Raw genomic sequence first — 22,717 nt, forward strand, 5'->3', positions numbered from 1 at the left:
CGCACCTGACCCCGCAGATGAACCTGACCTCCCTCCTCGTCGCCAACCGCGGCGAGATCGCCGTCCGCGTCTTCCGCACGGCCCAAGCGCTGGGCCTGACCACCGTCGCGGTCCACTCCGACTCCGACGCCGACGCCCTGCACGTCCGCGCCGCCGACGCGGCCGTACGGCTGCCCGGCGCGGCCCCCGCCGACACCTATCTGCGCGGCGACCTGGTCATCGCGGCCGCCCTCGCGGCGGGCGCCGACGCCGTCCACCCCGGCTACGGGTTCCTCTCCGAGAACGCCGACTTCGCCCGCGCCGTCCGCGCCGCCGGACTCACCTGGGTCGGCCCGCCGCCCGAGGCCATGGAGGCCATGGCCTCCAAGACCCGGGCCAAGGAGCTGATGCGCGCCGCCGGAGTCCCGCTGCTCGACCCCGTCGACCCGCACGCCGCCACCACCGCCGACCTCCCGCTGCTCCTCAAGGCCGCGGCGGGCGGCGGCGGCCGCGGCATGCGGGTGGTCCGGGACCTCGACTCCCTCAAGGAATCCCTCGAAGCCGCCTCCGCCGAGGCCCTGTCCGCCTTCGGCGACGGAGAGGTGTTCGCCGAGCCCTACGTGGAGCGCGGCCGCCACGTCGAGGTGCAGATCCTCGCCGACTCCCACGGCACCGTCTGGGCGCTCGGCACCCGCGACTGCTCCCTCCAGCGGCGCCACCAGAAGGTCATCGAGGAAGCCCCCGCGCCCGGCCTCCCCGAGGCCCTGCGCAGCGCCCTCCACGAGGCCGCCGTGGCCGCCGCCCGCGCGGTCTCGTACGAGGGCGCGGGCACGGTCGAGTTCCTCGTCACCGCCGACGGCCGCCCGTACTTCCTGGAGATGAACACCCGCCTCCAGGTGGAACACCCCGTCACCGAAGCGGTCTTCGGGATCGACCTCGTCGCCCTGCAACTGCGGATCGCCGAGGGCGCGGCCCTGCCCCTGCACCCGCCCGCGCCCGCCGGACACGCCGTCGAGGCCCGCCTCTACGCCGAGGACCCGGCCGCCGACTGGCGTCCCCAGACCGGCGTCCTGCACACCCTCGATGTCCCCTCCACGGTCCGCGTGGACACCGGCTTCACCGACGGGGACACCGTCTCCATCCACTACGACGCCATGCTCGCCAAGGTCGTCGCCCATGCCCCCACCCGCGCCGAGGCGGTCCGCGCCCTGGCCCACGCCCTCGCCGGAGCCCGGATCCACGGGCTGACCACCAACCGCGAGCTCCTCGTACGCTCCCTGCGGCACCCGGAGTTCGCGGCCGCCCGGCTCGACACCGGCTTCTACGAGCGCCACCTGCCGGCCCTCACCGAGGCCGCCCCGGACGACCGGGCCCCCGCGCTCTGCGCACTGGCCGCCGCCCTCGCCGAGACCGCCCCCGACCCGGACGCGTCCCTCGCCGCCCGCCTCGGCGGCTGGCGCAACCTCCGCTCGCAGCCGCAGAGCCGCCGCTACACGGTGGCCGGGACCGAGTACGAAGTCCGTTACCACCCGTCCCGCAGCGGCCCCCCGGAGCTCCTCGACCACCCCGGTGTGCGCGTCCTGTCCGCCGAGCGCCACCTGGTGGCCCTCGAAGTGGACGGCGTACGGCGGCTGTTCCACGTGAAACAAAAATCGAACACGGCCTACGTGGACTCCGTGCTCGGCTCCCACGCCCTGACCGCCGTACCCCGGTTCGCGGACCCGCAGGACCGCACCGAACCGGGCTCCCTGCTCGCCCCCATGCCCGGCACCGTCGTCCGCGTCGCCGAGGGCCTCACCCCCGGCAGCACCGTCACCGCCGGGCAGCCCCTGCTCTGGCTGGAGGCCATGAAGATGGAACACCGCATCCTCGCGCCCGCCTCCGGCACGCTCACCGCGCTCCACGCCGTCACCGGCCAACAGGTCGAATTCGGCGCCCTGCTCGCCGTAGTCCAGGAGGAAGCATGAGCTCCACCCCCGGCACCACGACCCTCGGCCCCACGCTTCTCGAAACAGAAGAGCACCAGGCCCTGCGCGCGGCGGTCGCCGCCCTCGGCCGCAAGTACGGCCGCGAGTACCTCGCCCGCACGGCCCGCGAGGGCGGTCACCCCGACGAGCTGTGGGCGGACGCCGCCAAGCTCGGCTACCTCGGGGTCAACCTCCCGGAGGAGTACGGCGGCGGAGGCGGCGGCATCGCCGAACTCTCCATCGTCCTAGAAGAACTGGGCGCCGCGGGCTGCCCGCTCCTCATGATGGTCGTCTCGCCCGCCATCTGCGGCACGGTCATCGCCCGCTTCGGCACCGAGGAGCAGAAGCGGGCCTGGCTCCCCGGTCTCGCCGACGGCACCCGCACCATGGCCTTCGGCATCACCGAACCCGACGCCGGCTCCAACTCCCACCGCATCACCACCACCGCCCGCCGCGACGGCGACGACTGGGTCCTCACCGGCCGCAAGGTCTTCATCTCCGGCGTGGACATCGCCGACGCCACCCTCATCGTGGGCCGCACGGAAGACGCCCGGACGGGCAGCCTCAAGCCCTGCCTCTTCATCGTCCCCCGCGAAACCCCGGGCTTCGCCTACACCCCGATCGACATGGAACTCCAGGCCGCGGAGAAGCAGTTCGAGCTCGTCCTGGACGACGTACGCCTCCCCTCCGACGCCCTGGTCGGCGACGAGGACGCGGGCCTGCTCCAGCTCTTCGCGGGCCTCAACCCCGAACGCGTCATGACCGCCGCCTTCGCCATCGGCATGGGCCGCTACGCCCTCGCCCAGGCAGTCGACTACGCGAAGACCCGCCAGGTCTGGAAGGCCCCCATCGGCGCCCACCAGGCCATCGCGCACCCCCTGGCGGCCATCCACATAGAACTGGAGCTGGCCCGCCTGATGATGCAGAAGGCGGCCCACCTGTACGACTCCGGCGACGACATGGGGGCGGGGGAGGCCGCGAACATGGCGAAGTACGCCGCGGGGGAGGCCTGCGTCCGGGCGGTGGACCAGTCCGTCCACACCCTGGGCGGCAACGGCCTCACCCGCGAGTACGGCCTCGCGGCGCTCATCGTCGCCTCCCGGGTGGCCCGGATCGCCCCGGTCAGCCGGGAGATGATCCTCAACTTCATCTCCCACCAGACCCTGGGCCTCCCCAAGTCCTACTGATTCCTTCTTGACGCGGAGCTCGCCCCGCTGCGCCGGACTCGGTCCGGCGGCGGCCGGTCGGCGTGCCCGCCACTGCCGCCTGGTGCGGGGGCCGGTGGGCGGGTGCGGCTGAGTCGGCCCTGCGGGGCGAGGTCCCCTCCCCGCCCTTCGCCCGTTCCCCGGGGCTGCGCCCCGGACCCCCGCTCCTCAAGCGCCGGAGGGGCTGTGTGCATCCAGCCTCGCCGGCGTTTGAGGCGCGGGGTCTGGGGCGGAGCCCCAGAGGGGTCCGGGCGCAGCCCGGGACCCCCTCCCAGCCCGCCCCGCGCAGCGGCACGCACACCCGCAGCGGCGCTCACCCCCGGCCCACCGAAGCCCGCCGCAGGCGACCCGCATACCCTCCCCGGAGGGGATCCCGACCGACCGAGCACCCCCTCCGGAGGAGACATGCCCCCACTGGTCCACGCCGCGCGAACGCCCGGCCTCACCACCCTCACCCTCGACTCCCCGGCCAACCGCAACGCCCTCTCCGCCCCCCTGGTCCAGGAACTCCGCACCGCCCTGGCCGCCGAGGCCGCCACACCGCGGACCCGGGCCGTCGTCCTCACCCACACCGGCACCACTTTCTGCGCCGGCGCCGACCTCAAGTCCCCCTGCGACCCGGCGGACTTCCTGGCCCTGCTCCGGGAGATCGCCGAGCTCCCCAAGCCCGTCGTCGCCCGCGTCACCGGCCACGTCCGCGCCGGCGGCCTCGGGCTGCTCGGGGTCTGCGATGTCGCCGCCGCCGGGCACGGGTCCACGTACGCCTTCACCGAGACCCACCTCGGCGTGGTCCCGGCCGTGATCTCGGCGCCGCTGCTCCCTCGCCTGGACCCCCGCGCCGCGGCCCGCTACTTCCTGACCGCCGAGGTCTTCGACGCCGCCGAAGCCACCCGCATCGGGCTGCTCACCCTCCACGCCCCGGACGGGGACGTCGACAAGCTCCTGGCCCCCGTCCTGGAGGGCCTCCTCAAGGCCGGCCCCGAGGCCCTGGCCGCGACGAAACGGCTGGTCACCGCCCCGGTACGGGCCGCCCTGGAGCGGGACGGAGCCGCCCTCACCGAGCTGTCCGCCCGGCACTTCGCCTCCGCCGAGGCCCGCGAGGGCATCAGCGCCCGCTTCGAACGACGGGATCCGTCATGGCTCAGCTGACGGAGACGGGCCCCAAGCAGGCCCGCAGCCGCGTCACCCGCCGCCACCTCCTCGACGCGGCCGTCTCCTGCCTCGCCGAACAGGGCTGGGCCGGATCCACCGTCGCCGTGGTCGCCGAACGCGCCGGCGTCTCGCGCGGGGCGGCCCAGCACCACTTCCGCACCCGCGAGGAACTGTTCACCGCGGCCGTCGAGTACATGGCCGAGGTGCGCTCGACGGCGCTGCTGGACCTGTTCCCGCGCGGCGGTACCGCGGCGGCCCGCGCCGACGTGGTCGGGGCGCTCATCGACCTGTACACCGGCCCGATGTTCCGCGCCGCGCTCCAGCTGTGGGTCGCGGCCTCCCACGAGGAGCAGCTGCGGCCCCGCGTGGCCGAGCTGGAGGCCCGCGTGGGCCGCGAGACCCACCGCATGGCCGTGGAGCTGCTGGGCGCGGACGAGTCCGTACCGGGCGTACGGGAAACCGTGCAGGGCCTGCTCGACATGGCCCGCGGCCTGGGCCTGGCCAACGTCCTCACCGACGACACCGCCCGCAGGGCGCGGGTGGTCGCCCAGTGGGCCCGGATCCTGGACACGGAACTGGGCTGAGACGGCCCCGGAAACGCGACGGGCGCCGCACCCCCGGGGGGATGCGGCGCCCGGCACGAGCGGCGGCCCTGTGCGGGGGCAGCCGACGCGGTCGCACCCTCAGGCGGTCTCCGCCATGTCCTCGTAGCCGGCGATCTCGCGCGGGTTGCGCACACCCGGCCCGGTGTAGCGGGCGGAGGGGCGGACCAGGCGGCCCGTGCGCTTCTGCTCCAGGATGTGCGCGGACCAGCCGGCGGTACGGGCACACGTGAACATCGAGGTGAACATGTGCGCCGGGACCTCCGCGAAGTCCAGCATGATCGCGGCCCAGAACTCCACGTTCGTCGCGAGCACCCGGTCGGGGCGGCGCGCGTGCAGCTCTTCCAGGGCGGCCTTCTCCAGCGCGGCGGCCACCTCGTAGCGCGGGGCGTCCAGCTCCTTGGCCGTACGCCGCAGCACGCGGGCGCGCGGGTCCTCGGCGCGGTAGACGCGGTGGCCGAAGCCCATCAGCCGCTCGCCCTTGTCGAGGGCCTTCTTCACGTACGCCACGGCGTCGCCGGTGCGCTCGATCTCCTCGATCATGCCGAGGACGCGCGAGGGCGCCCCGCCGTGCAGCGGCCCGGACATGGCGCCGACCGCGCCGGACAGCGCGGCCGCGACATCGGCGCCCGTCGAGGCGATGACGCGCGCGGTGAAGGTCGAAGCGTTCATCCCGTGCTCGGCGGCCGAGGTCCAGTAGGCGTCGACGGCCTTGACGTGGCGCGGGTCGGGCTCGCCCCGCCAGCGGATCATGAACCGCTCCACCACGGACTCGGCCTTGTCGATCTCGCTCTGCGGGACCATCGGCCGTCCCTGGCCGCGCGCGGACTGGGCGACGTACGACAGCGCCATCACGGCCGCCCGCGCCAGATCGTCGCGCGCGGTCCGCTCGTCGATGTCGAGCAGCGGTTTCAGACCCCACACGGGGGCGAGCATGGCGAGCGCGGACTGCACGTCGACCCGGATGTCACCGGAGTGCACCGGGATCGGGAAGGGCTCGGCGGCCGGCAGGCCGGGGTTGAAGGCGCCGTCGACCAGCAGACCCCAGACGTTCCCGAAGGAGACGTGGCCCACGAGGTCTTCGATGTCGACACCCCGGTACCGCAGCGACCCGCCTTCCTTGTCGGGTTCGGCGATCTCCGTTTCGAACGCGACGACTCCCTCAAGACCGGGTACGAAGTCGGACATCAGGCGGCTCCTCAAATAGTGCGAACACGCGCGGCTCCCGGCGTGATTCGCGGTCCGGCGCGGTCATCCCCGTTGATGCCCGGCACGGCCGATGGTCATCCGTTCGGGACCGTCGGACCGGCCCCAAGATTTTGTACGTTCCGCTTGGCGCGGGGAAGCGTGACATACGGCACAGTCGCGGACGCGCCGCTGCGGCAGGATGGCCGCGTGACCGATCAGCACCTTGACCCTGCCGACATGCGCAAGCAGTACCGCTCCCAGCTCGTCGCCGAGGAGAGCCTCGCCGAGGAGCCGATGGGCCAGTTCGCGCGCTGGTTCCGCGACGCTGCGGAGGCGAACGTCTTCGAACCCAACGCGATGGTCGTCGCGACCGCAACCCCGGACGGCCGCCCCAGCTCGCGCACGGTCCTGCTGAAGCAGTTCGACGAGCGCGGATTCGTCTTCTTCACGAACTACGACTCCCGCAAGGGCCGCGAAGTGGCCGCGAACCCCTTCGTCTCCCTGCTCTTCCCCTGGCACCCCATCGCCCGCCAGGTCATCGTCACCGGCACGGCCTCCCGCATCGGCCGCGACGAGACGGCGGCGTACTTCCGCTCCCGCCCCCACGGCTCCCAGTTGGGCGCCTGGGCCAGCGAACAGTCCACGGTGATCGAATCCCGTGCGGAACTGGACCGCCGCTACGCGGAACTGGAAGCCCGCTACCCCGAGGGCGAACAGGTCCCCGTCCCCCCGCAGTGGGGCGGCATCCGCGTGGTCCCCGACGCGGTGGAATTCTGGCAGGGCCACGAGAACCGCCTCCACGACCGCCTCCGCTACGTCCTGGAGGCCGGCACCTGGCGCGTGGAACGCCTCTGCCCGTAGCCGGGCGGGGTCTGGAAATGCAGGCGACCCGCGAGCTCGGGTTTCCCCCCTGCAGTGGGGGAAGCCGGCCGGACGTACCGGCGAGCTCGCGGGTCGGGTGACTGCTTGGGATTGGCGCCGGCGACCACGCCAGGCACCGCACTAGGTGCGTGCGACAGCGGGCGCTTTAGCCCGCAGCCACCTCACGCGTCCGGTTTCCGTACATTGCGGCAACCACCTCCCTTCTCGTGTGCCGCCACTGTAGGCACCCCCGCAGATCGCGCTCAACCGAATTTCCGGGCGAAATTTCGGGGGCGAATCCGCAGGCGCACCCAGGCGCACCCAGGCGCTCCGGAGCCGCCGGGTCATCTGGCGGACCTCGTCCTTCCCGACGTCGGCGACCAATCGCGCCGGGCATCATCCGGGCCGTCACAACTGGTTTTGTTTCCCGCTCAGGGAGGGTGAGGATGGCGCCGGGGATCAAGATCCGAGGGGGAGTCATGCCGGACGACGGGTTGCTGCGCGAGTACCGCACGAAGCCGGGGAACTGGGTGGTGTTCGTCGCGTTCTTCGGCTTGCTCGGGTTCTTCGCCCTGGCGACCTCGGAGTTGCCCTGGCCCCGCTGGGTGAAGCTGCTGGTGGGTGCTCTGATGGCGATCTTCGTCGGGTGGGTCCTGTACGCCAGGTCGCGCCGCTTCACCACCGTCGACCACCGGGGCATCGCCGTGCGCGACGCGGCCGGTGTGCGTCGCCTCGCCTGGGACGACATCCACGACATCCGTGCGGTGGACATCCCCCATGTGGACGGTGGCACCGCGCCCAGGACGATCGTGTACGCCTATCGCACCGACGGCCGGCGTTTGGGGCTGCCGTGCGTGGACGACGTCGAGCAGACGGCCGTCGGGTGGGAGGTCGTCAGCCTGCGGTCCATCCTGGCGGAGCGGCGCAGTGCCGACTGGGTGGAGGACCCGCGGGCCGAGCCGCGCATCGCCCGGCAGGCGGCGCGGTGGGAGAACGCCTACCGGTGGCTGTCCGGGTGGCGGATGCCCGTGGCGGGGGCCGTCATCCTGCTCCCGGTGCTCGCCGTGATCGTCTTCTTCACCGGCTCCTGACGGGATTTTTCGTCCCAATCCGCGGAAAGCGGTGTGGGCTGCGTCACGTTCCAGTTCAATGACGTGACGTGCCGCACACGCGAACACCTGCAGGGGGCCCAGGTGACTGCATCCGGACGTGACGAGACCGCCGACGATCTGCTCGCAGCGCTGCTCGACGGGATGGACGCGGCCTTGTGCGCGTTCGACGCCGACGGCGTGATCACCCACTGGAACCGCGAGGCCGAGCGGATCCTGGGGTGGTCGGCGATCGAGGCCGTGGGGCGCAAGGGGTTCGCGGGGTGGGCGGTGCGGGCCGCCGACGCGCAGGACGTGCAGGACAGACTCATGGCCGCCCAGGAGGTGCCGGGGCGGCAGGTGCACGAGTTCGCGCTGCTGACCAAGGACGGCGGGCGGGTGCTCGTGCGGACCCAGTCCGCCGGGGTGCCGGGCGCCGACGGGAAGCCGGCCGGGGTGTACTGCGCCTTCAGCGAGGTGCACGCGCAGATCGACCTGGAGCGTTCCATCGCGCTGAGCGAGGCGCTGATGGAGGACGCCTCCTGGGGCGTCGTCCTCGTGGACGTGGACCTGCGGCCGGCCGTGGTCAACGCCCATGCCGCCCGCGCTTTCGGCTCCGGCCGCACCACGCTGCTCGGGCGGCCCCTGGGGGAGCTGCTGGCGCAGGGGGTGGAGGAGCTGGAGGGGGCCCTGCAGCACGTGCTGGCCGAGGGGGCGCCCCCGGCCCCGGCGGAGCTGTGGGTGTCCGTACGGGGCCCCGAGGGCGTTCGGCGGCGGTGCTGGCGGTGCGGGTTCCTGCGCCTGGCGTCGCCGCTCGCGGAAGAACCCGTACCGCTCGGGGTCGCGCTGCTGTTCCAGGACGTCACCGAGGCCCGTCAGGCGCAGCTGGACACGGCGCAGCTGCGGTTCCGGTCGCATCAGCTGTACCGGGCCGGGCGGGCCGCCGCCGAGTGCGAGGACCCGGCCGAGGCGGCGGCCGTCCGGCTGGAGTTCGCGCTGGCGGGCTTCGCCGAGCACGCGCTGGTGGACGTACTGGAGCCGCTACGGGACCCCGCGCCCGTACGGCTGCTGCGCTGGGCGGCGTCCCCGCCCGGCCTGCCGGGGCTGCCCGAGCCCGGGGCGATCCCGGTGCGCTACGAGCCCGGCCACCCGGCGCTGCAGGCGCTGGACCGGGCCGGGTCGGTGCGCACCAGCGCGCCGCGCGGGCAGGCCGACGAGGCGTGGGCGGGCATCCGGCGCTGGCCCGAGGGCGCGGCGCACGGGCTGTGCACGGTGCTGCGCAGCCGGGGCCGGAGCCTGGGGACGCTGACGTTCCTGCGGGGGCCGTCGCGGGCCGCCTTCGAGCGCGCGGACGCGGCGTACGCGGAGGAGGTGGCGGCCCGCGTCGCGGCGGATCTGGACCTGGCGGGGCGGTAGTAGCCCCCCCGCGGCCTCCGCCCCCCGCCCCGCGGCGTGCCTAGTGGCGGAAGAAGATGCGGTCGCCGTACTCCTGCATCACGCGGCCGTTCCACTCGTGGCCGCCGTCGACGTTGCCCGAGCGCAGGAGCGGCGGTTCGACCCCGCGGGCGACGAGCTCGCCGGCCGCGGCGGCCATGACGGCCTGCATGATCGCGCTGGTCACGACGGTGGAGGCGGGGGCGAAGGGGGCCTCGATGCCCTCGTGGGTGAGTTCGGCGTCGCCGACCGCGATCTTGCTGTCGAGGACGATGTCGCAGTGGTCCTTGAGGAAGGTGCCGGAGACGTGGCGGGACTTGGTGTCGGTCGCGTAGGCCACCGAGGTGACGCCGATGACCTTGAGGCCGATCGCGCGGGCGTTCATGGCCATCTCGACCGGCAGCGCGTTGCGCCCGGAGAGGGAGATGATCACGAGGACGTCGCCGTCGCTGGCCGGGCTGCTGTCCAGGACCGCCCCGGCGAGGCCGTCGACGCGCTCCAGGGCGCTGCCGAGGGTGGCGGGCATGACGTCGATGCCGACGGTGCCGGGCACGGCGAGGAAGTTCATCAGGGCGAGCCCGCCGGCGCGGTAGACCACGTCCTGGGCGGGGAGCGAGGAGTGCCCGGCGCCGAAGGCGAAGAGCTTGTTCCCGGTGGCCACGGCCTCCGCGATGACGGTCCCGGCCTCGTTGATGCGGGCGGACTCCTCGTCCCGTACCCGCTCCAGCAGGCCGATCGCGGCGTCGAAGAACTGACCGGCCAGCTTGCTCTCGCTCATACGCCGATGGCCTTCCGGGGTGGGAGTGGGTGAGGTTGTCGTCCGTGTCCGCCGCTCACCGTGCGGTCTGGACCAAGGGCGTGTCAATACGAACTTCCATCCAGGGGGCGAAAGGCCCGGTGGGCGGCGTAATGAGAGGTGCCCGGAGGGGACGGAGGGGCGTTTCCGGGCAGTCCGGAACGGCCCTTGACGTCCTACACGGGACGGTTGTCGGCGTGATGGGTCAGAATTGGGGGCAGGGCCAGCGCACGCAATCCGAGGGGCACGAATGTCCGGACTGATCGATACCACGGAGATGTACCTCCGCACCATCCTCGAACTGGAAGAGGAAGGTGTGGTGCCCATGCGCGCCCGCATCGCCGAGCGGCTCGACCAGAGCGGCCCGACGGTGAGCCAGACGGTGGCGCGGATGGAGCGCGACGGCCTGGTGGCGGTCGCCAGCGACCGGCACCTGGAGCTGACCGACGAGGGCCGCAAGCTGGCGACCCGCGTGATGCGCAAGCACCGCCTCGCGGAGTGTCTGCTCGTCGACGTCATCGGCCTGGAGTGGGAGCAGGTGCACGCCGAGGCCTGCCGCTGGGAGCACGTGATGAGCGAGGCGGTGGAGCGGCGGGTGCTGGAGCTGCTGCGCCACCCGACCGAATCGCCGTACGGGAACCCGATCCCGGGGCTGGAGGAGCTGGGCGAGAAGGCCGAGGCCGATCCGTTCCTGGAGGAGGGCATGGTCAGCCTGTCCGAGCTGGACCCGGGCGTGGAGGGCAAGACCGTGGTGATCCGCCGGATCGGTGAGCCGATCCAGACGGACGCGCAGCTGATGTACACGCTGCGCCGGGCGGGCGTACAGCCCGGTTCGGTGGTCAGCGTGACCGAGTCGCCCGGCGGTGTGCTGGTCGGCAGTGGGGGCGAGGCCGCGGAGCTGGATGCGGACATCGCCTCCCACGTGTTCGTGGCCAAGCGCTGACGGACGGAGGGGCTGGGGGGTCGGGATCCGGGGAATCGACGTGCTGACGCACGGACGTTCGATCGGGTCGCCAGTGCGAGCGAATCGGACTGGTGTCGGCCACTGTGGACCGGTGCGGATCTGTATGGATGGTCCCGGCGCCTTTCGGCGCCGGGACCGGTCCTCCCCTGCTTGACCTGGAGCCCCGAGCTCTCAAGGTCATCCCTTCGGACCGTCTTCCCCGAGCGGTCCGCCTCCCTGTTGAAAGGATCTCCATCGGCAGCGGCGGTCAATCCTTGAGCAAGGTCACTCGAAAGAGCGGTGTTGCCGGCGAGAACCCCGTTTTCGAATACGGGTTCGATACTCTGGCCGGGAGTGAAGGGGGTGCATCTGCGGTGGTACGACGCCTCGATGTGACGGGGGCCGACGGGGTACGCCTGGCGGCCTGGGAGTTCAGCGAAGCGGCTTCGCCGTCGGGTGAGCCCGCGGCCCTCTTACTGCACGGCCTGATGGGCCGCGCCTTCCACTGGACGGGCACCGCCCGCTGGCTCGGCGCGAGCCGCCGCGTGGTGGCCCTCGATCAGCGCGGCCACGGCCAGAGCGAGCGCCCGCCAACCGCAGGCCCCGCCCACTCCGTCGCCTACGGGCGCGAGGCCTTCGTGGCCGACGCCGAAGCGGCCGTCGAGCAGCTCGGCCTGGCGCCGGTGACGCTGATCGGCCATTCCATGGGCGCCCTCACCGCCTGGCAGCTCGCGGCCCGCCGCCCCGACCTCGTAGCGGCCCTGGTCATCTGCGACATGCGGGCGTCCGCGCTGGGGGAGGCCTCGCAGCAGGAATGGGAGGAATGGTTCCGGCACTGGCCGCTGCCGTTCCCCACCCAGGACGCCGCCCGGCGCTGGTTCGGCGAGGACGACCCGCGGGTGGAGCGCCCCGACCCCGGCCGGGGCGAGTTCTTCGCGGAGGTCATGCACGAGGCCGACGACGGCTGGCGCCCCCTCTTCTCCCGCCGCCAGATGCTGACCGCGCGGGAGACGTGGGTACACGACGCGCACTGGGAGGAGCTCGCCCAGGTGCGCTGCCCGACGCTGGTCGTCCGCGGCCTGGACGGCGAACTGGGCCGGGCCGAGGCCCAGGAAATGGTCCGCGTCCTACCGGCCGGACAGTACGCGGAGATCCCGGACGCCGGCCACTACCTCCACTACGACCACCCGACGGCGTGGCGGGCGGCGGTGGAGCCGTTCCTGGAGGGCATCAAGGCCTCGGCGTAGGTGCAGGCCGCCCCCCCCGACCCCGAGGGGCTCGTGAGCGTCCTTGCGCTCGGGGTGGCGGCCAGTGGCCCGAGGTCACGGGCCACCCAGCAGGGTCAGTTGCTCCTCCAGCGCCAGCGCTTCGCCCGCCGCGAAGGCCGTCGCGAAGGCATCCAGACCCAGGGCCGCGCGGGCTCGGGCCGTTGCCCGGTCGGTGTCGGTGCGCTCCGCCGGCGGGCGCGGGGTACCCACCGAGGCGCGCAGGGCCGTAGCCGTGCCCAGCAGGGAGGCCGCCCGGGCGGGCATGAGCACCCCCGCCAGGCCTTCGAGGGCCAGGGCGAGCGCGCGCGGGTCCCCCGAGCGGCGGGCCGCCGCGAGGCCTTCGCGGTGGAGGGACTCCGCCGCGGCCGGGTCGGCCCGCAGCTCCGCGACGTAGCCCAGCTCCGCCAGGATCAGCGCCGCTCCGGAGTCGACCCCGAGCCGCTGGTTCCAGTCGAGCCACGGCCGCAGCAGGGCCTCGGCGCCGTCCAGGTCGCCGCCGCGCCGCGCTCCCAGGGCGAGCCCGATCGCCGCGAACTGCTCGGCCGGGCGGTGGCATTGCTCCTGCGCCAGCCGCAGGGCCTGCTCGTGCAGCGCGGCCGCGTGGGCCAGGTCGCCGGTCAGCAGCGCGATGCGGCCCCGCCGGGCCAGCCGGAAGGAGGCGTGCGTCCACAGCTCCAGCTCCTGCGCGTCCCGTGCGCCCTCCTCGTGCAGCCGCGCCGCGGCCGCGTAGTCCCCGGTCACCTCGGCGAGGATGCCGAGCTGCTCGGAGGTCTGCAACTGTCCCCAACAATCGCCGAGTTCGGTGAACACCGCGGCGGCCGCCTCCGCGTTGCGGCGCAGTTCCGCGAGGTCGCCGTCGTAGAGCGCCCACGTCGAGAGGGTGAGCAGTGCGACCGCCTCGCCCCAGCGGTCGCCGGTCTCGCGGAACTGATGCGGTAGGACCGTGAGTTCGTCCTCCCGCACGCCGGAGCCGAAGCCGCACCGCGCGTAGGCCAGCAGCCACTGTCCCCGGAGGTCGGCGGCCGAGAAGTCACCGTCCAGGTGGCTGTCGTCCCCGCCGAGCAGTGCGAAGGCGGCGTGCAGGGTCGTTGCCCCGGCCGCTCGGGTGGCCTCGGTGGCTTCCTGGATCCGGCCGCGCAGGAACCAGTACCAGGATTGCGCACCGACCAGCCGCAGCCCCAACTCCCCGGCCCCCGTGTGCTCCAGGGCGGCCCGGGCGTTGAGTCCTTCCCGGTCGAGCCGGCGCAGCCACTCGCCCTGCCCGGGCCCGTGCAGCCGCTCGGCCGCGCGCTCGGCGAAGCCGGTGTAGTACTGCGCGTGCCGCTGCCGGGTCGCACCCGTCTCCCCGGCGGCTTCGAGCCGCTCCAGCCCGTACGCGGCCACCGACTCCAGCAGCCGCAGGCGCAAGTCGCCGTACGCGGTGTCCCCACCTGCCGAGTCCCCGTACGCCGAGCTCACGAGCGAGCAGTCCACGAGCCGCGTGAGCAGATCGAGCACGTCGTCACGGGCGACCCCGCCACCGGCGCCCGGCCCATCCGCGCCCGGCCCGCCCCCACCCAGCCCGTCCCCGTCCGCACACACCGCCTCGGCCGCCTCCACCGTGAACCCGCCCGCGAACACCGACAGGCGGCGCAGGACCGTCGCCTCCGCCGGGGAGAGCAGCTCCCAGCTCCAGTCGATCGTCGCGCGCAGCGTGCGCTGGCGGGCCGGGGCGTCGCGGCGCACCTGGTTGAGCAGGCGGAAGCGGTCGTGCAGGCGTTCCGCCAGTGCCTCCACGCCCAGGACCCGTACCCGCGTCGCGGCGAGTTCCAGCGCGAGCGGGATCCCGTCCAGCCGGCGGCAGATCAGGGCCACGGCCTCCGCGGTGCCGGGGCCGAGGGCGAAGCCGGGGGCGGCGGCGGCCGCGCGGGCCGCGAAGAGTTCCACGGCCTGGGCCTCCGCGAGCGGGGCGACGGCCTCGATCACCTCGCCCGAGAGCGCGAGCGGCTCCTGGCTGGTGGCGAGGACGCGCAGGCCGGGGGCGCGGCGCAGGAGCCGTTCGGCGAGGGCCGCGGCGGCGGGGAGGAGGTGTTCGCAGTTGTCGAGTACGAGGAGTGCCGCGCGCCTCCCCAACACCTCGGCGAGCCGGTCCTCGACGGAGCCGCCACCCGCGTCGTCCTCACGCATCCCGATCGCCGCGGCCACGGCTTCGGCGACCGACGCGCTCTGCGCGCCCGCGAGTTCCACGAACCACACCCCGTCGGGGTGGGCCTCCTCCAGTCGCGCCGCCGCTGCGAGCGCGAGCCGGGTCTTGCCGACACCGCCGGGCCCGCACAGCGTCACCAGCCGGCCGGCCCCGAGCGCCGCGCACACCCGGGTGACGGCCTCCTCGCGGCCCACGAGGGAGCTGACGGGGGTGGGCAGGTTCCCGCCGCCCCCGTAGGCCCGGCCACCCCCGTACGCCCCGCCGCCCCGGACCGCCCGCTCCGGCGGGCCCGGCGCCGCGCCCGGGCCCGCCGGAGCGGCCGGGCTCGGCTCCGTGGCCGGGCCCAGGGCCGGGCCCAGCGCGGGGTCCTGGCGGAGGATGGCCTCGTACAGGGCCGAGAGTTCCGCTCCGGGGTCGATGCCGAGTTCCTCGGCGAACAGCTCGCGCAGCTGCGCGTAGACGGCGAGGGCCTCGCTCTGGCGGCCGGCGCGGTACAGCGCCCGCATCTGGCTGCCGCGCAGCCGCTGGCGCAGCGGGTGGGCCGCGGCGGGGCCGGCCAAATCATCCGCGAGCTGCCGGTGTTCACCGAGTTCGAGGCGGGCCTCGGCCAGGTCCTCGTAGGCCGTGATCCGCTGCTCCTCCAGCCGGGCGATCGCCGTCTGCGTGAAGCCGGCGCCCCGGAAGTCGGCGTACGCCTCCCCCTGCCACAGCCCGAGCGCCCGCGCCAGCAGCTCCGCCCGGTCCCGCGGCCCGGCTTCTTTGCGCGCGGCCGCCGCGAGCTCCGCGAAGCGCTCGGCGTCCACGGCCCGCGCCGGAGCGCGCAGGGCGTAGCCGGCCGGACCGTACGCGACCAGGGAGCGTGCGCCGTCCTCGGCCTCGGCGAGGATCCGGCGGAGCTGGGAGACCTTGGTCTGGAGGGTGTTCCCCGGGTTGCCGGGGGCGGCGTCGCCCGCCTCGCCCCACAGGTCCTCGATCAGCCGGTCCACCGGCACGGGCCGGCCGTCGCGTACGAGGAGGGCCGCGAGCAGGGCCCGTACCTTCGCTTCGGAAACGGGCACGGGAGTCCCGTCGTCCGTGCGGACGGTCAGTGGCCCCAGCACCTCGAAACGCATGCCGCAACGTTACTTCTTGCCCGTCAGACCCCATGCGTGCGGCCGTGATCGGTCCCGTGCGCGGTCCCGTGCGTGACGCGTGCGCGGCCCGTGCGCGGCCCCGGACATGGTGTTCCCGTGACCGCGACCGAGCGGTCACGGGAACACACCGGAAGGAACAGCCAGATGACCACGACCGAGACCACCACCGGGACCGAGACCACCACCGGGGCCAAGACCACGACCACCACCAGGACGACCCCCTCCCGCGAGATCCGCCTGGCCGCCCGCCCCGTGGGCGAGCCGGCCCCGCACCACTTCGACCTGGTGGCCACCGAGGTCCCGGAGCCCGCCGAAGGCCAGATCCTGGTCCGCAACACCTGGATGTCCGTGGACCCGTACATGCGGGGCCGGATGGACGACGCCCCCTCCTACATCCCGCCCTTCGCCCTCGGCACGGCCCTCGAAGGGAGCGCGATCGGCGAGGTCGTCGCCTCCCGCTCCGCGGCGGTGCCGGTCGGGGCGACCGTCTCGCACTTCCTCGGCTGGCGGGAGTACGCGGTGCTCGACGCGGCCGCCGCGACCGTCGTGGATCCCGCGGTCGCCTCGCAGTCCGCGTACCTCGGTCCGCTCGGCACCACGGGCCTGACGGCGTACGCGGCGCTGACCCGCACGGCCCCGGTCAAGGAGGGCGACGTCGTCTTCGTCTCCGCCGCCGCCGGCGCGGTCGGCAGCGTCGCCGGGCAGCTGGCGCGGCGCCTGGGCGCCTCCCGGGTGATCGGCTCGGCGGGCGGCCCGCTCAAGACGAAGAAGCTGCTGGACCGCTTCGGCTACGACGCGGCCGTGGACTACCGCCAGGGCGACCTGGCCGGCCAGCTCGCCGAGGCGGCCCCCGAGGGCATCGACGTCTACCTCGACGCGGTCGGCGGCGACCACCTCCGGGCGGCCATCGGCGCGATGCGCCAGGGCGGGCGGATCGCCATGGTCGGCGCGATCAGCGGCTACAACGCCACCGCTCCGGCGGTGGGTCCGGACAACCTCTTCCAGGCCGCGGCCCGCGAGGTGACCCTGCGGGGGATGCTCGTCTCCAGCCACTTCGACCTGTTCCCGGAGTGGATCGGCCGGGCGGCGGGGTGGCTGGCGGACGGCAGCCTGCGCACGGAGGAGACCGTCGTCGAAGGCATCGAGCACGCCCCGGAGGCCTTCCTCGGCATGATGCGCGGCGCGAACACCGGCAAGATGCTGGTCCGCCTCTCCCCGGAAACCCCCGCCGTGACGGCGCCCACCACCACCGCGCCCACCACCACCGCCCCCACCGATGCCCGATGAGCGCCGCCCTGGTCGTCCTGGCCCACCCCCGCGGCGATTCCCTGACCGCCCAGCTCGCCCGCCGCGCCGTGGCCCGGCTGGAGGCCGGCGGCCACACGGTCGACGTGCTCGACCTGCACGCCGAGGGCTTCGACCCCCGCATGGGGCCCGAGGACGAGCCGGACTGGTCGGACCTCGACAAGGAGTACTCCGCCGAGACCCGGGCCCACATGGACCGGATCGCGGCCGCCGAGATCCTCGTGGTGGTCTTCCCGCTCTGGTGGTTCGGCCTCCCGGCCCTCCTGAAGGGCTGGATCGACCGGGTCTGGAACAACGGCTTCGCCTACGGCCGCCGCGACCCGCTCCTGAAGGGCAAGCGGATGGTCTGGATCCCGCTGGTGAGCTACCCGGAGGCGAAGTTCAAGGAGCTCGGCTGGGACGAGCCGGTGGACCGCCTGCTGCGCGTCGGCATCTCGGAGTACTGCGGCATCGAGGAGGCCACCGTCCACTTCGTCCACGACTCCCTGAGCGCGGGCGAGTCGGCCCTCGCCGAGGCCGACGCGGCCCTTGCCCCGGTGGTCAGCCCTTGCTGACCGCCAGCAGGATCTCCGGGAGCTTGCGCGCCACCGTCGGGGCCGCGATGCGCAGGCCGGCCCAGGTGGCCAGGGTGCCCCAGACCACGCCCAGGGGGAGCAGGATCCAGGCCAGGGACCGCTGGTCCGTGGCGCTGAAGTAGATGGCCAGGGCGATCACGGGAGAGGAGATCAGCGCCGAGGCGAGCATGCCGGTGAAGAGGCTCCCCCACGCCAGGGCGCCCTGGCCCGGGGCGACGTTCTTGAAGGCGCCGTCGGTCGGGATCGAGTACGCGAAGAAGGCGGACGACAGGGCTCCCGTGCACAGCATCGAGCCGAGCAGCGCCAGGCCCAGGCCCAGGGCGCCGGGGAGACCGGCCCAGTCGCCGAGCAGGCCGGCCGTGAGCGCCGCGACCACCACCGTGTAGGGCACGGTGACCAGGGCGAGGGCCAGGGCGCGGGCGCGCAGTTCCACGTAGGCGTCCCGGGTGCTCGAAATGGTCTGCGCGACCATCCAGAACGCCGAGGTGTCCTGCCCGAACTGGTTGTACATCTGGAGGCCGATCATGCCCGAGGCGAAGCAGGCCAGGTACACCGAGCCGGTGCCCTGGACGGCGTTGACCACCGGGATGAGCAGGCCGATCGCCAGGGCCGACACGAACGCCGACTTGATCTTCGGGTCACGCACGCTGTAGCGCAGCGAGCGCAGGACGGCCGCGCCCGTACGGTCGTCCGGCAGGAACGACCAGCCGCCGCGGGCCGCGCGGTTCACCGGCTTCTTCTTCTCCTTGGCGGACGCGATCGTCGAACCGTCCGGGGTGACCATCAGCTTGGTCAGGCTGCGCTCCCAGAACCAGAGCAGCAGGCCGAGGGCCGCGACCGTGATGAGGAGCTGGGCGGCCGCGATCCCGTACGAGCCCTCGCTCGCGGAATCGACCATCCCGAGGGCCGTCGCGGGCGGCAGCCAGCGCACGATCTCCCCGGCCGGCTCCAGCCGCTCCAGGCCGCCGGTCTGGAACAGCCGCTCGGCGGCGAGGTTCGCCACCTGCGCGCCGATCGCGATCAGCAGGCCGCTGAGCAGCGCGAGGTCGCGCCCCTTGCGGCTGGTCAGCAGCCGGACGTTGGCGGTGGCCACCGCCCGGGCCAGTGCGACGCAGCCGACGAGCAGCAGCGGTACGGCCAGTACGGCGGCCACCACGCCCGCCGCGCCCCGGGCGACGGCGATCACCGAGCCGACGGCCAGGCACAGCGTGAACAGCGGGCCGATGCCGACGAGCGAGGAGGCCAGCAGGGCCCGTACGAGCGGACGCGGGCGCAGCGGCAGCATGACCAGCCGCGTCGGGTCGAGCGTCTCGTCGCCGGTGGGGAAGAACAGCGGGACGAACGTCCAGCCCAGGGCCATGATCGCCGCCAGTAGGACGGCGACCGTGCCGGCGTGCGCGTTGCCGCGCAGCACGGTGAGGCCGAGCATGGCGAGGAACGCGATGAAGAGGGCGAAGGCGAGGGCGCCGAAGTAGGCGGCCTTGCGCTTCGAGGAGCCCTTGAGCCCGTTGCGCAGGAGGGACAGCTTGAGGCGGACGAAGATCGGCGTGATGCTGACGGAGGCGACCGCGGAAGCGGGTGCGCCGGAGGCCGCTGCGGACCCGGATGCGGTCGCCTGAGCCTGCGTGGGCGTCGGCGTGGGCGTGGGCGTCGGCGTGGGATTGGACATGGGCGTCGGCGTCGGCGTGCTCATCGGACGCCCGCCCCGTTGCTCCCGCCGTTGGCGGCGGCCCCGCTGCCGAGCCAGTCCAGGGACTCGCCCGTGGCCCGGCCCTGCGCGCCGACCAGCTCCAGGAACGCGGCCTGCAGCGAGGGCGCGTCACCCCGTACGTCGGCCAGCGGGCCCGCGGCCCGGATCCGGCCGGCGGCCATCACGGCCACCCAGTCGCACAGCGACTCGACGAGCTCCATGACGTGGGAGGAGAAGACGACCGTGGCTCCGGAGGAGGTGTATCGCTCCAGCACTCCGCGGATGGTCTGCGCGGACACCGGGTCCACGCCTTCGAACGGCTCGTCCAGGAACAGGACTTCGGGGTTGTGGAGCAGTGCGGCCGCCAGGCCGATCTTCTTCCGCATGCCCGTCGAGTAGTCGACGATCAGCTTGTTCTGCGAACCGGCCAGGTCCAGGATGTCCAGCAGCTGCGTGGCCCTGCTGTCCGTCTCCTTGCCCGGCAGCCCCCGCAACCGGCCCATGTAGCCCAGCAGTTCCCGGCCGGAGAGCCGCTCGAAGAGCCGCAGCCCCTCCGGCAGCACGCCGATCCGGGACTTCACCTCGACCGGGTCCGCCCACACGTCGTGCCCGGCGACGAACACCCGGCCCATGTCCGGGCGCAGCAGCCCGGTCACCATCGACAGCGTGGTCGTCTTGCCCGCGCCGTTCGGCCCGACCAGGCCGATGAACTGCCCGGCAGGCAGCTCCAGATCGATCCCGGAGACGGCCACCTGCTCGCCGAACCGCTTCCACAAACCCTCGACCCGCACGGCGGGCGCGGCGGCCGGTGCGCGCCCCGCACCGCCGCCCGCTCCGTCCGCCCCGCCCATCGCAACGCCCTGGTCCGGCATGCGCCTGCCTCTCGCTTCTGTTCCCCGTGTCCTGCTTTTCTCACCATAGGAGGAGGGGGAGAGGCGGAGCAGTTACTTATGTCATGAGTTTTTCCTCTGACATCTCCGCTGGTCAGGGCGGGGCGGAGGGGTCAGAGGGGGCGGAGGGGCCAGAGCGGGCGGGCGGAGAGGACGGGTGGAGCAGGGAATCACGCCGTGCGGCGGGCCCGTTCCGCCGCCGCCTCGCGGCCGCACGCGTAGGCCAGGGCGTCGATCAGCTCCTCCACGTCCGGCAGCCACCGGTTCGCGGCCGTCGGCGGCTGCGCCCACTGCACCGAACCGCGTCCGCCGATGCGGGTCGGCGGCGCGGGCACGTACTCGCCCTCGCCGCGCGCGGTCAGGTCGAGTTGGGCGGGCTGCCAGCCGATCTTGCGCAGCAGGTCGGGCACCTTGGCGCCGGCGCCGGGCAGGACGAAGAACAGCATCCGCCCCGCCGGGTTGGCGATCACCGGTCCGAGGGTGCGCTGCATCCGCTGGAGCCGGGCCAGCGCCAGGAAGCCGGCCGCGTCCGGGACGTCGAGGGCGTCGAAGGTCCGGCCGGTGGGCAGCAGGATGGCGGCCTTCGGGTTCTTCCCCCAGAGCCGCCTGACCTGCACGGCGCTGCCCGAGGCCTGCGAGGCCCAGTCCTTCCCCGCGGCGTGCGCGCCGGGCGCCGGGCAGTCCTCGGCCCCGCACGAGCACCGTTCCCGCCCGTCGCCGGACTCCAGCCAGGTGCCGGCGAAGACATCCCAGTGCCGTTCTTCCGTGTACCGCACGGCATGGTCCAGCAGCGGCTCACTGCGCTGCAGGGGGATGGGCGCGGTCTCCGTGACTCCGATGGTCTCTTCCACGTGCAACACAACTCTTGCGGTCACCGGGGGTTACGGGCGTAAACCGGCCGGGCTCGGGAGCATCGATCCTGCATGCGGGGCGCATCGGTGCATCGCGGGGGGCGCGTAGGAGGCCGGGGCGCCGGAGGTGGGTAGCGACAGGACGCAATGGGGAAGATTCCCCGCACATCAGGCGGGAAGTGATCATTCGAACGATCACCCGCGTCTCTGGGGGTTTTCATGGCAGCCAGGCCTCTCGTCGCCCGCCAGCCGAACGAACGGCTGCAGGCGCTCATCCAGGAAGCCGGGTGCTCCAATGCCGGGCTCGCCCGGCGCGTCAACATGTGCGGGGCCGAGCACGGCCTCGACCTCCGCTACGACAAGACCTCGGTGGCCCGCTGGCTGCGCGGCCAGCAGCCGCGCGGCCGGGCCCCGGGGATCATCGCCGAGGCGCTGGGCCGCAAGCTCGGCCGGACCGTCACCATCGACGAGATCGGCATGGCCAACGGCAAGAACCTCGCCTCGGGCGTCGGCCTGCAGTTCTCCCCGACCGTCATCGGAGCGATCGAGCAGGTCAGCGAGTTGTGGCGGAGCGACGTGGGCCGGCGCGACTTCCTGTCGGGGGCGAGCGTGGCCTCCTCGGCGCTGGTCGAGCCGAGCCGCGACTGGCTGATCACCGGCGCCGACGCGCAAGTGGCGCGCAGCGGCGGCTCACGGGTCGGGATGTCGGACGTGGAGGCCGTACGGGCGACCACGCAGGCGCTGAAGGACCTCGACCACCGCTTCGGCAGCGGGCACGTGCGCCCGGTGGTCGTGCACTACCTCAACTCGGTGGTCTCCGGCCTGATCGGCGGCTCGTACCGGGAGCCGGTCGGCCGGGCCCTGTTCGCGGCGGTCGCCCGACTCACGGAGCTGGCCGGCTACATGGCGGTGGACACCGGCCAGCCGGGCCTGGCCCAGCGCTACTACATCCAGGCCCTACGACTCGCGCAGGCGGCCGGCGACCGGGCGTACGGGGGCTACGTCCTGGCGGCGTCGATGAGCCACCTGGCGGCCGAACTGGGCAACCCGAGGGAGATCGCGCAGCTGGCGAGAGCCGCACAGGAGGGCACGCGGGGCCAGGTCACCCCCCGGGTGGAGGCGATGTTCTACGCGGCGGAGGCGCGCGGGCACGCGCTGCTCGGTGACGCGCGGTCGACGGCGGTGCTGTCCTCGCGGGCGGTGACCGCGCTGGAGCGGGCGGAGCCGGAATCGGGGGACGACCCGGAGTGGATCCGGCACTTCGACGGGGCGTACCTCGCGGACGAACTGGCGCACTGCCACCGGGATCTGGGGCAGGCCGACGCGGCGGCGAAACGCGCGGAGGAGGCCCTGCGGGACCTCCCGGCGGGCAAGGCGCGGCGCCGGGCGATCGGCCTGTTCCTGCTGGCGGCGGCGCGGGTGCAGCAGCGCGAGGTGGAAGCCGCCTGCCAGACGGCGGCGCAGGCTTCGGACCTCCTGTCGGGCATCCGCTCCCACCGGGGCACGGCCTATTTGGAGGACTTCCGCACCCGCCTGGACCCGTACCGGGAGGAACCGGCGGCCCGGGAGTTCACGGCCCGGCTGGAGCCGGTCGGCTGACCCCGC

18 protein-coding genes are annotated in these 22,717 nt (G+C 73.7%); 12 read left to right on the forward strand and 6 right to left on the reverse strand.

Annotated elements, in window-relative coordinates; genetic code table 11:
• Positions 1-17: 17 nt before the first annotated feature.
• The 4 genes from OG276_RS20615 to OG276_RS20630 all read left to right on the forward strand — a co-directional run bounded on the left by OG276_RS20615 (position 18) and on the right by OG276_RS20630 (position 4,887).
• Entirely contained in the window at positions 18-1,946 is a 1,929-nt protein-coding gene (locus tag OG276_RS20615) for a biotin carboxylase N-terminal domain-containing protein (RefSeq protein WP_266912963.1), read from the forward strand.
• Complete coding sequence (locus tag OG276_RS20620; RefSeq protein ID WP_266907581.1) at positions 1,943-3,133, forward strand: acyl-CoA dehydrogenase family protein; 1,191 nt, start codon at positions 1,943-1,945, stop codon at positions 3,131-3,133. The genes OG276_RS20615 and OG276_RS20620 overlap by 4 nt, the downstream gene beginning before the upstream one ends.
• Positions 3,134-3,556: 423 nt before the next feature.
• A complete protein-coding gene (locus OG276_RS20625; protein ID WP_266907583.1) occupies positions 3,557-4,300 on the forward strand; it encodes an enoyl-CoA hydratase family protein in 744 nt (247 codons plus the stop codon).
• On the forward strand, positions 4,288-4,887 hold the full coding sequence (locus OG276_RS20630) for a TetR/AcrR family transcriptional regulator (RefSeq protein ID WP_266907585.1): 600 nt from the start codon (positions 4,288-4,290) through the stop codon (positions 4,885-4,887). Before OG276_RS20625 ends, OG276_RS20630 begins: the two co-directional genes overlap by 13 nt.
• A 99-nt stretch (positions 4,888-4,986) precedes the next feature.
• On the opposite strand, the gene OG276_RS20635 is transcribed toward OG276_RS20630, so the two are convergent.
• On the reverse strand, positions 4,987-6,093 hold the full coding sequence (locus tag OG276_RS20635) for a citrate synthase 2 (RefSeq protein ID WP_266907587.1): 1,107 nt from the start codon (positions 6,091-6,093) through the stop codon (positions 4,987-4,989).
• Between the two features lie 237 nt (positions 6,094-6,330).
• Here OG276_RS20635 and pdxH point away from each other — a divergent pair, with 237 nt between their 5' ends.
• From pdxH to OG276_RS20650, 3 genes are all read left to right on the forward strand, one after another.
• The gene (gene pdxH / locus OG276_RS20640) at positions 6,331-6,954 is read left to right on the forward strand and encodes a pyridoxamine 5'-phosphate oxidase (RefSeq protein WP_266912965.1); all 624 of its coding nucleotides are present in this window, start codon (positions 6,331-6,333) and stop codon (positions 6,952-6,954) included.
• 479 nt (positions 6,955-7,433) lie between these two features.
• A complete protein-coding gene (locus OG276_RS20645) occupies positions 7,434-8,045 on the forward strand; it encodes a PH domain-containing protein (RefSeq protein WP_266907589.1) in 612 nt (203 codons plus the stop codon).
• Between the two features lie 102 nt (positions 8,046-8,147).
• The gene (locus tag OG276_RS20650) at positions 8,148-9,458 is read left to right on the forward strand and encodes a PAS domain-containing protein (protein ID WP_266907591.1); all 1,311 of its coding nucleotides are present in this window, start codon (positions 8,148-8,150) and stop codon (positions 9,456-9,458) included.
• A gap of 40 nt (positions 9,459-9,498) precedes the next feature.
• On the opposite strand, the gene OG276_RS20655 is transcribed toward OG276_RS20650, so the two are convergent.
• Entirely contained in the window at positions 9,499-10,254 is a 756-nt protein-coding gene (locus OG276_RS20655; protein ID WP_266907593.1) for an SIS domain-containing protein, read from the reverse strand.
• A 268-nt stretch (positions 10,255-10,522) separates the two neighbouring features.
• On the opposite strand from OG276_RS20655, the gene OG276_RS20660 reads away from it, so the two are divergent.
• Both OG276_RS20660 and OG276_RS20665 read left to right on the forward strand, forming a co-directional pair.
• On the forward strand, positions 10,523-11,215 hold the full coding sequence (locus OG276_RS20660; RefSeq protein WP_266907595.1) for a metal-dependent transcriptional regulator: 693 nt from the start codon (positions 10,523-10,525) through the stop codon (positions 11,213-11,215).
• A gap of 374 nt (positions 11,216-11,589) precedes the next feature.
• Positions 11,590-12,462, forward strand: a complete 873-nt coding sequence (locus OG276_RS20665; protein WP_266907597.1) for an alpha/beta fold hydrolase — start codon at positions 11,590-11,592, stop codon at positions 12,460-12,462.
• 75 nt (positions 12,463-12,537) lie between these two features.
• Here OG276_RS20665 and OG276_RS20670 read toward each other — a convergent pair whose 3' ends face one another.
• On the reverse strand, positions 12,538-15,780 hold the full coding sequence (locus OG276_RS20670) for a BTAD domain-containing putative transcriptional regulator (protein WP_266907599.1): 3,243 nt from the start codon (positions 15,778-15,780) through the stop codon (positions 12,538-12,540).
• Positions 15,781-15,945: 165 nt separating this feature from the next.
• Between OG276_RS20670 and OG276_RS20675 the strand changes: the two genes are divergently transcribed.
• Positions 15,946-17,088 (forward strand): NADP-dependent oxidoreductase, encoded by a 1,143-nt coding sequence (locus OG276_RS20675; RefSeq protein ID WP_266907601.1) that lies wholly within the window; start codon positions 15,946-15,948, stop codon positions 17,086-17,088.
• Positions 17,085-17,660: an NAD(P)H oxidoreductase gene (locus OG276_RS20680; protein WP_266907603.1), complete on the forward strand. Its 576-nt coding sequence runs from the start codon at positions 17,085-17,087 to the stop codon at positions 17,658-17,660. Before OG276_RS20675 ends, OG276_RS20680 begins: the two co-directional genes overlap by 4 nt.
• Here the strand turns inward: OG276_RS20680 and OG276_RS20685 are convergent.
• The 3 genes from OG276_RS20685 to OG276_RS20695 all read right to left on the reverse strand — a co-directional run bounded on the left by OG276_RS20685 (position 17,647) and on the right by OG276_RS20695 (position 21,112).
• A complete protein-coding gene (locus OG276_RS20685; protein WP_266907605.1) occupies positions 17,647-19,350 on the reverse strand; it encodes a transporter in 1,704 nt (567 codons plus the stop codon). The two genes, OG276_RS20680 and OG276_RS20685, sit on opposite strands and share 14 nt — an antisense overlap.
• 20 nt (positions 19,351-19,370) lie before the next feature.
• Positions 19,371-20,222, reverse strand: a complete 852-nt coding sequence (locus OG276_RS20690; protein WP_266912967.1) for an ABC transporter ATP-binding protein — start codon at positions 20,220-20,222, stop codon at positions 19,371-19,373.
• Positions 20,223-20,431: 209 nt separating this feature from the next.
• Positions 20,432-21,112, reverse strand: a complete 681-nt coding sequence (locus tag OG276_RS20695) for a bifunctional DNA primase/polymerase (RefSeq protein ID WP_266907607.1) — start codon at positions 21,110-21,112, stop codon at positions 20,432-20,434.
• Positions 21,113-21,331: 219 nt separating this feature from the next.
• On the opposite strand from OG276_RS20695, the gene OG276_RS20700 reads away from it, so the two are divergent.
• The gene (locus OG276_RS20700) at positions 21,332-22,711 is read left to right on the forward strand and encodes a transcriptional regulator (RefSeq protein ID WP_266907609.1); all 1,380 of its coding nucleotides are present in this window, start codon (positions 21,332-21,334) and stop codon (positions 22,709-22,711) included.
• Positions 22,712-22,717: the final 6 nt, after the last annotated feature.

Origin of the sequence: Streptomyces sp. NBC_00086 (assembly GCF_026343255.1) — a bacterium.
GTDB lineage: Bacteria > Actinomycetota > Actinomycetes > Streptomycetales > Streptomycetaceae > Streptomyces.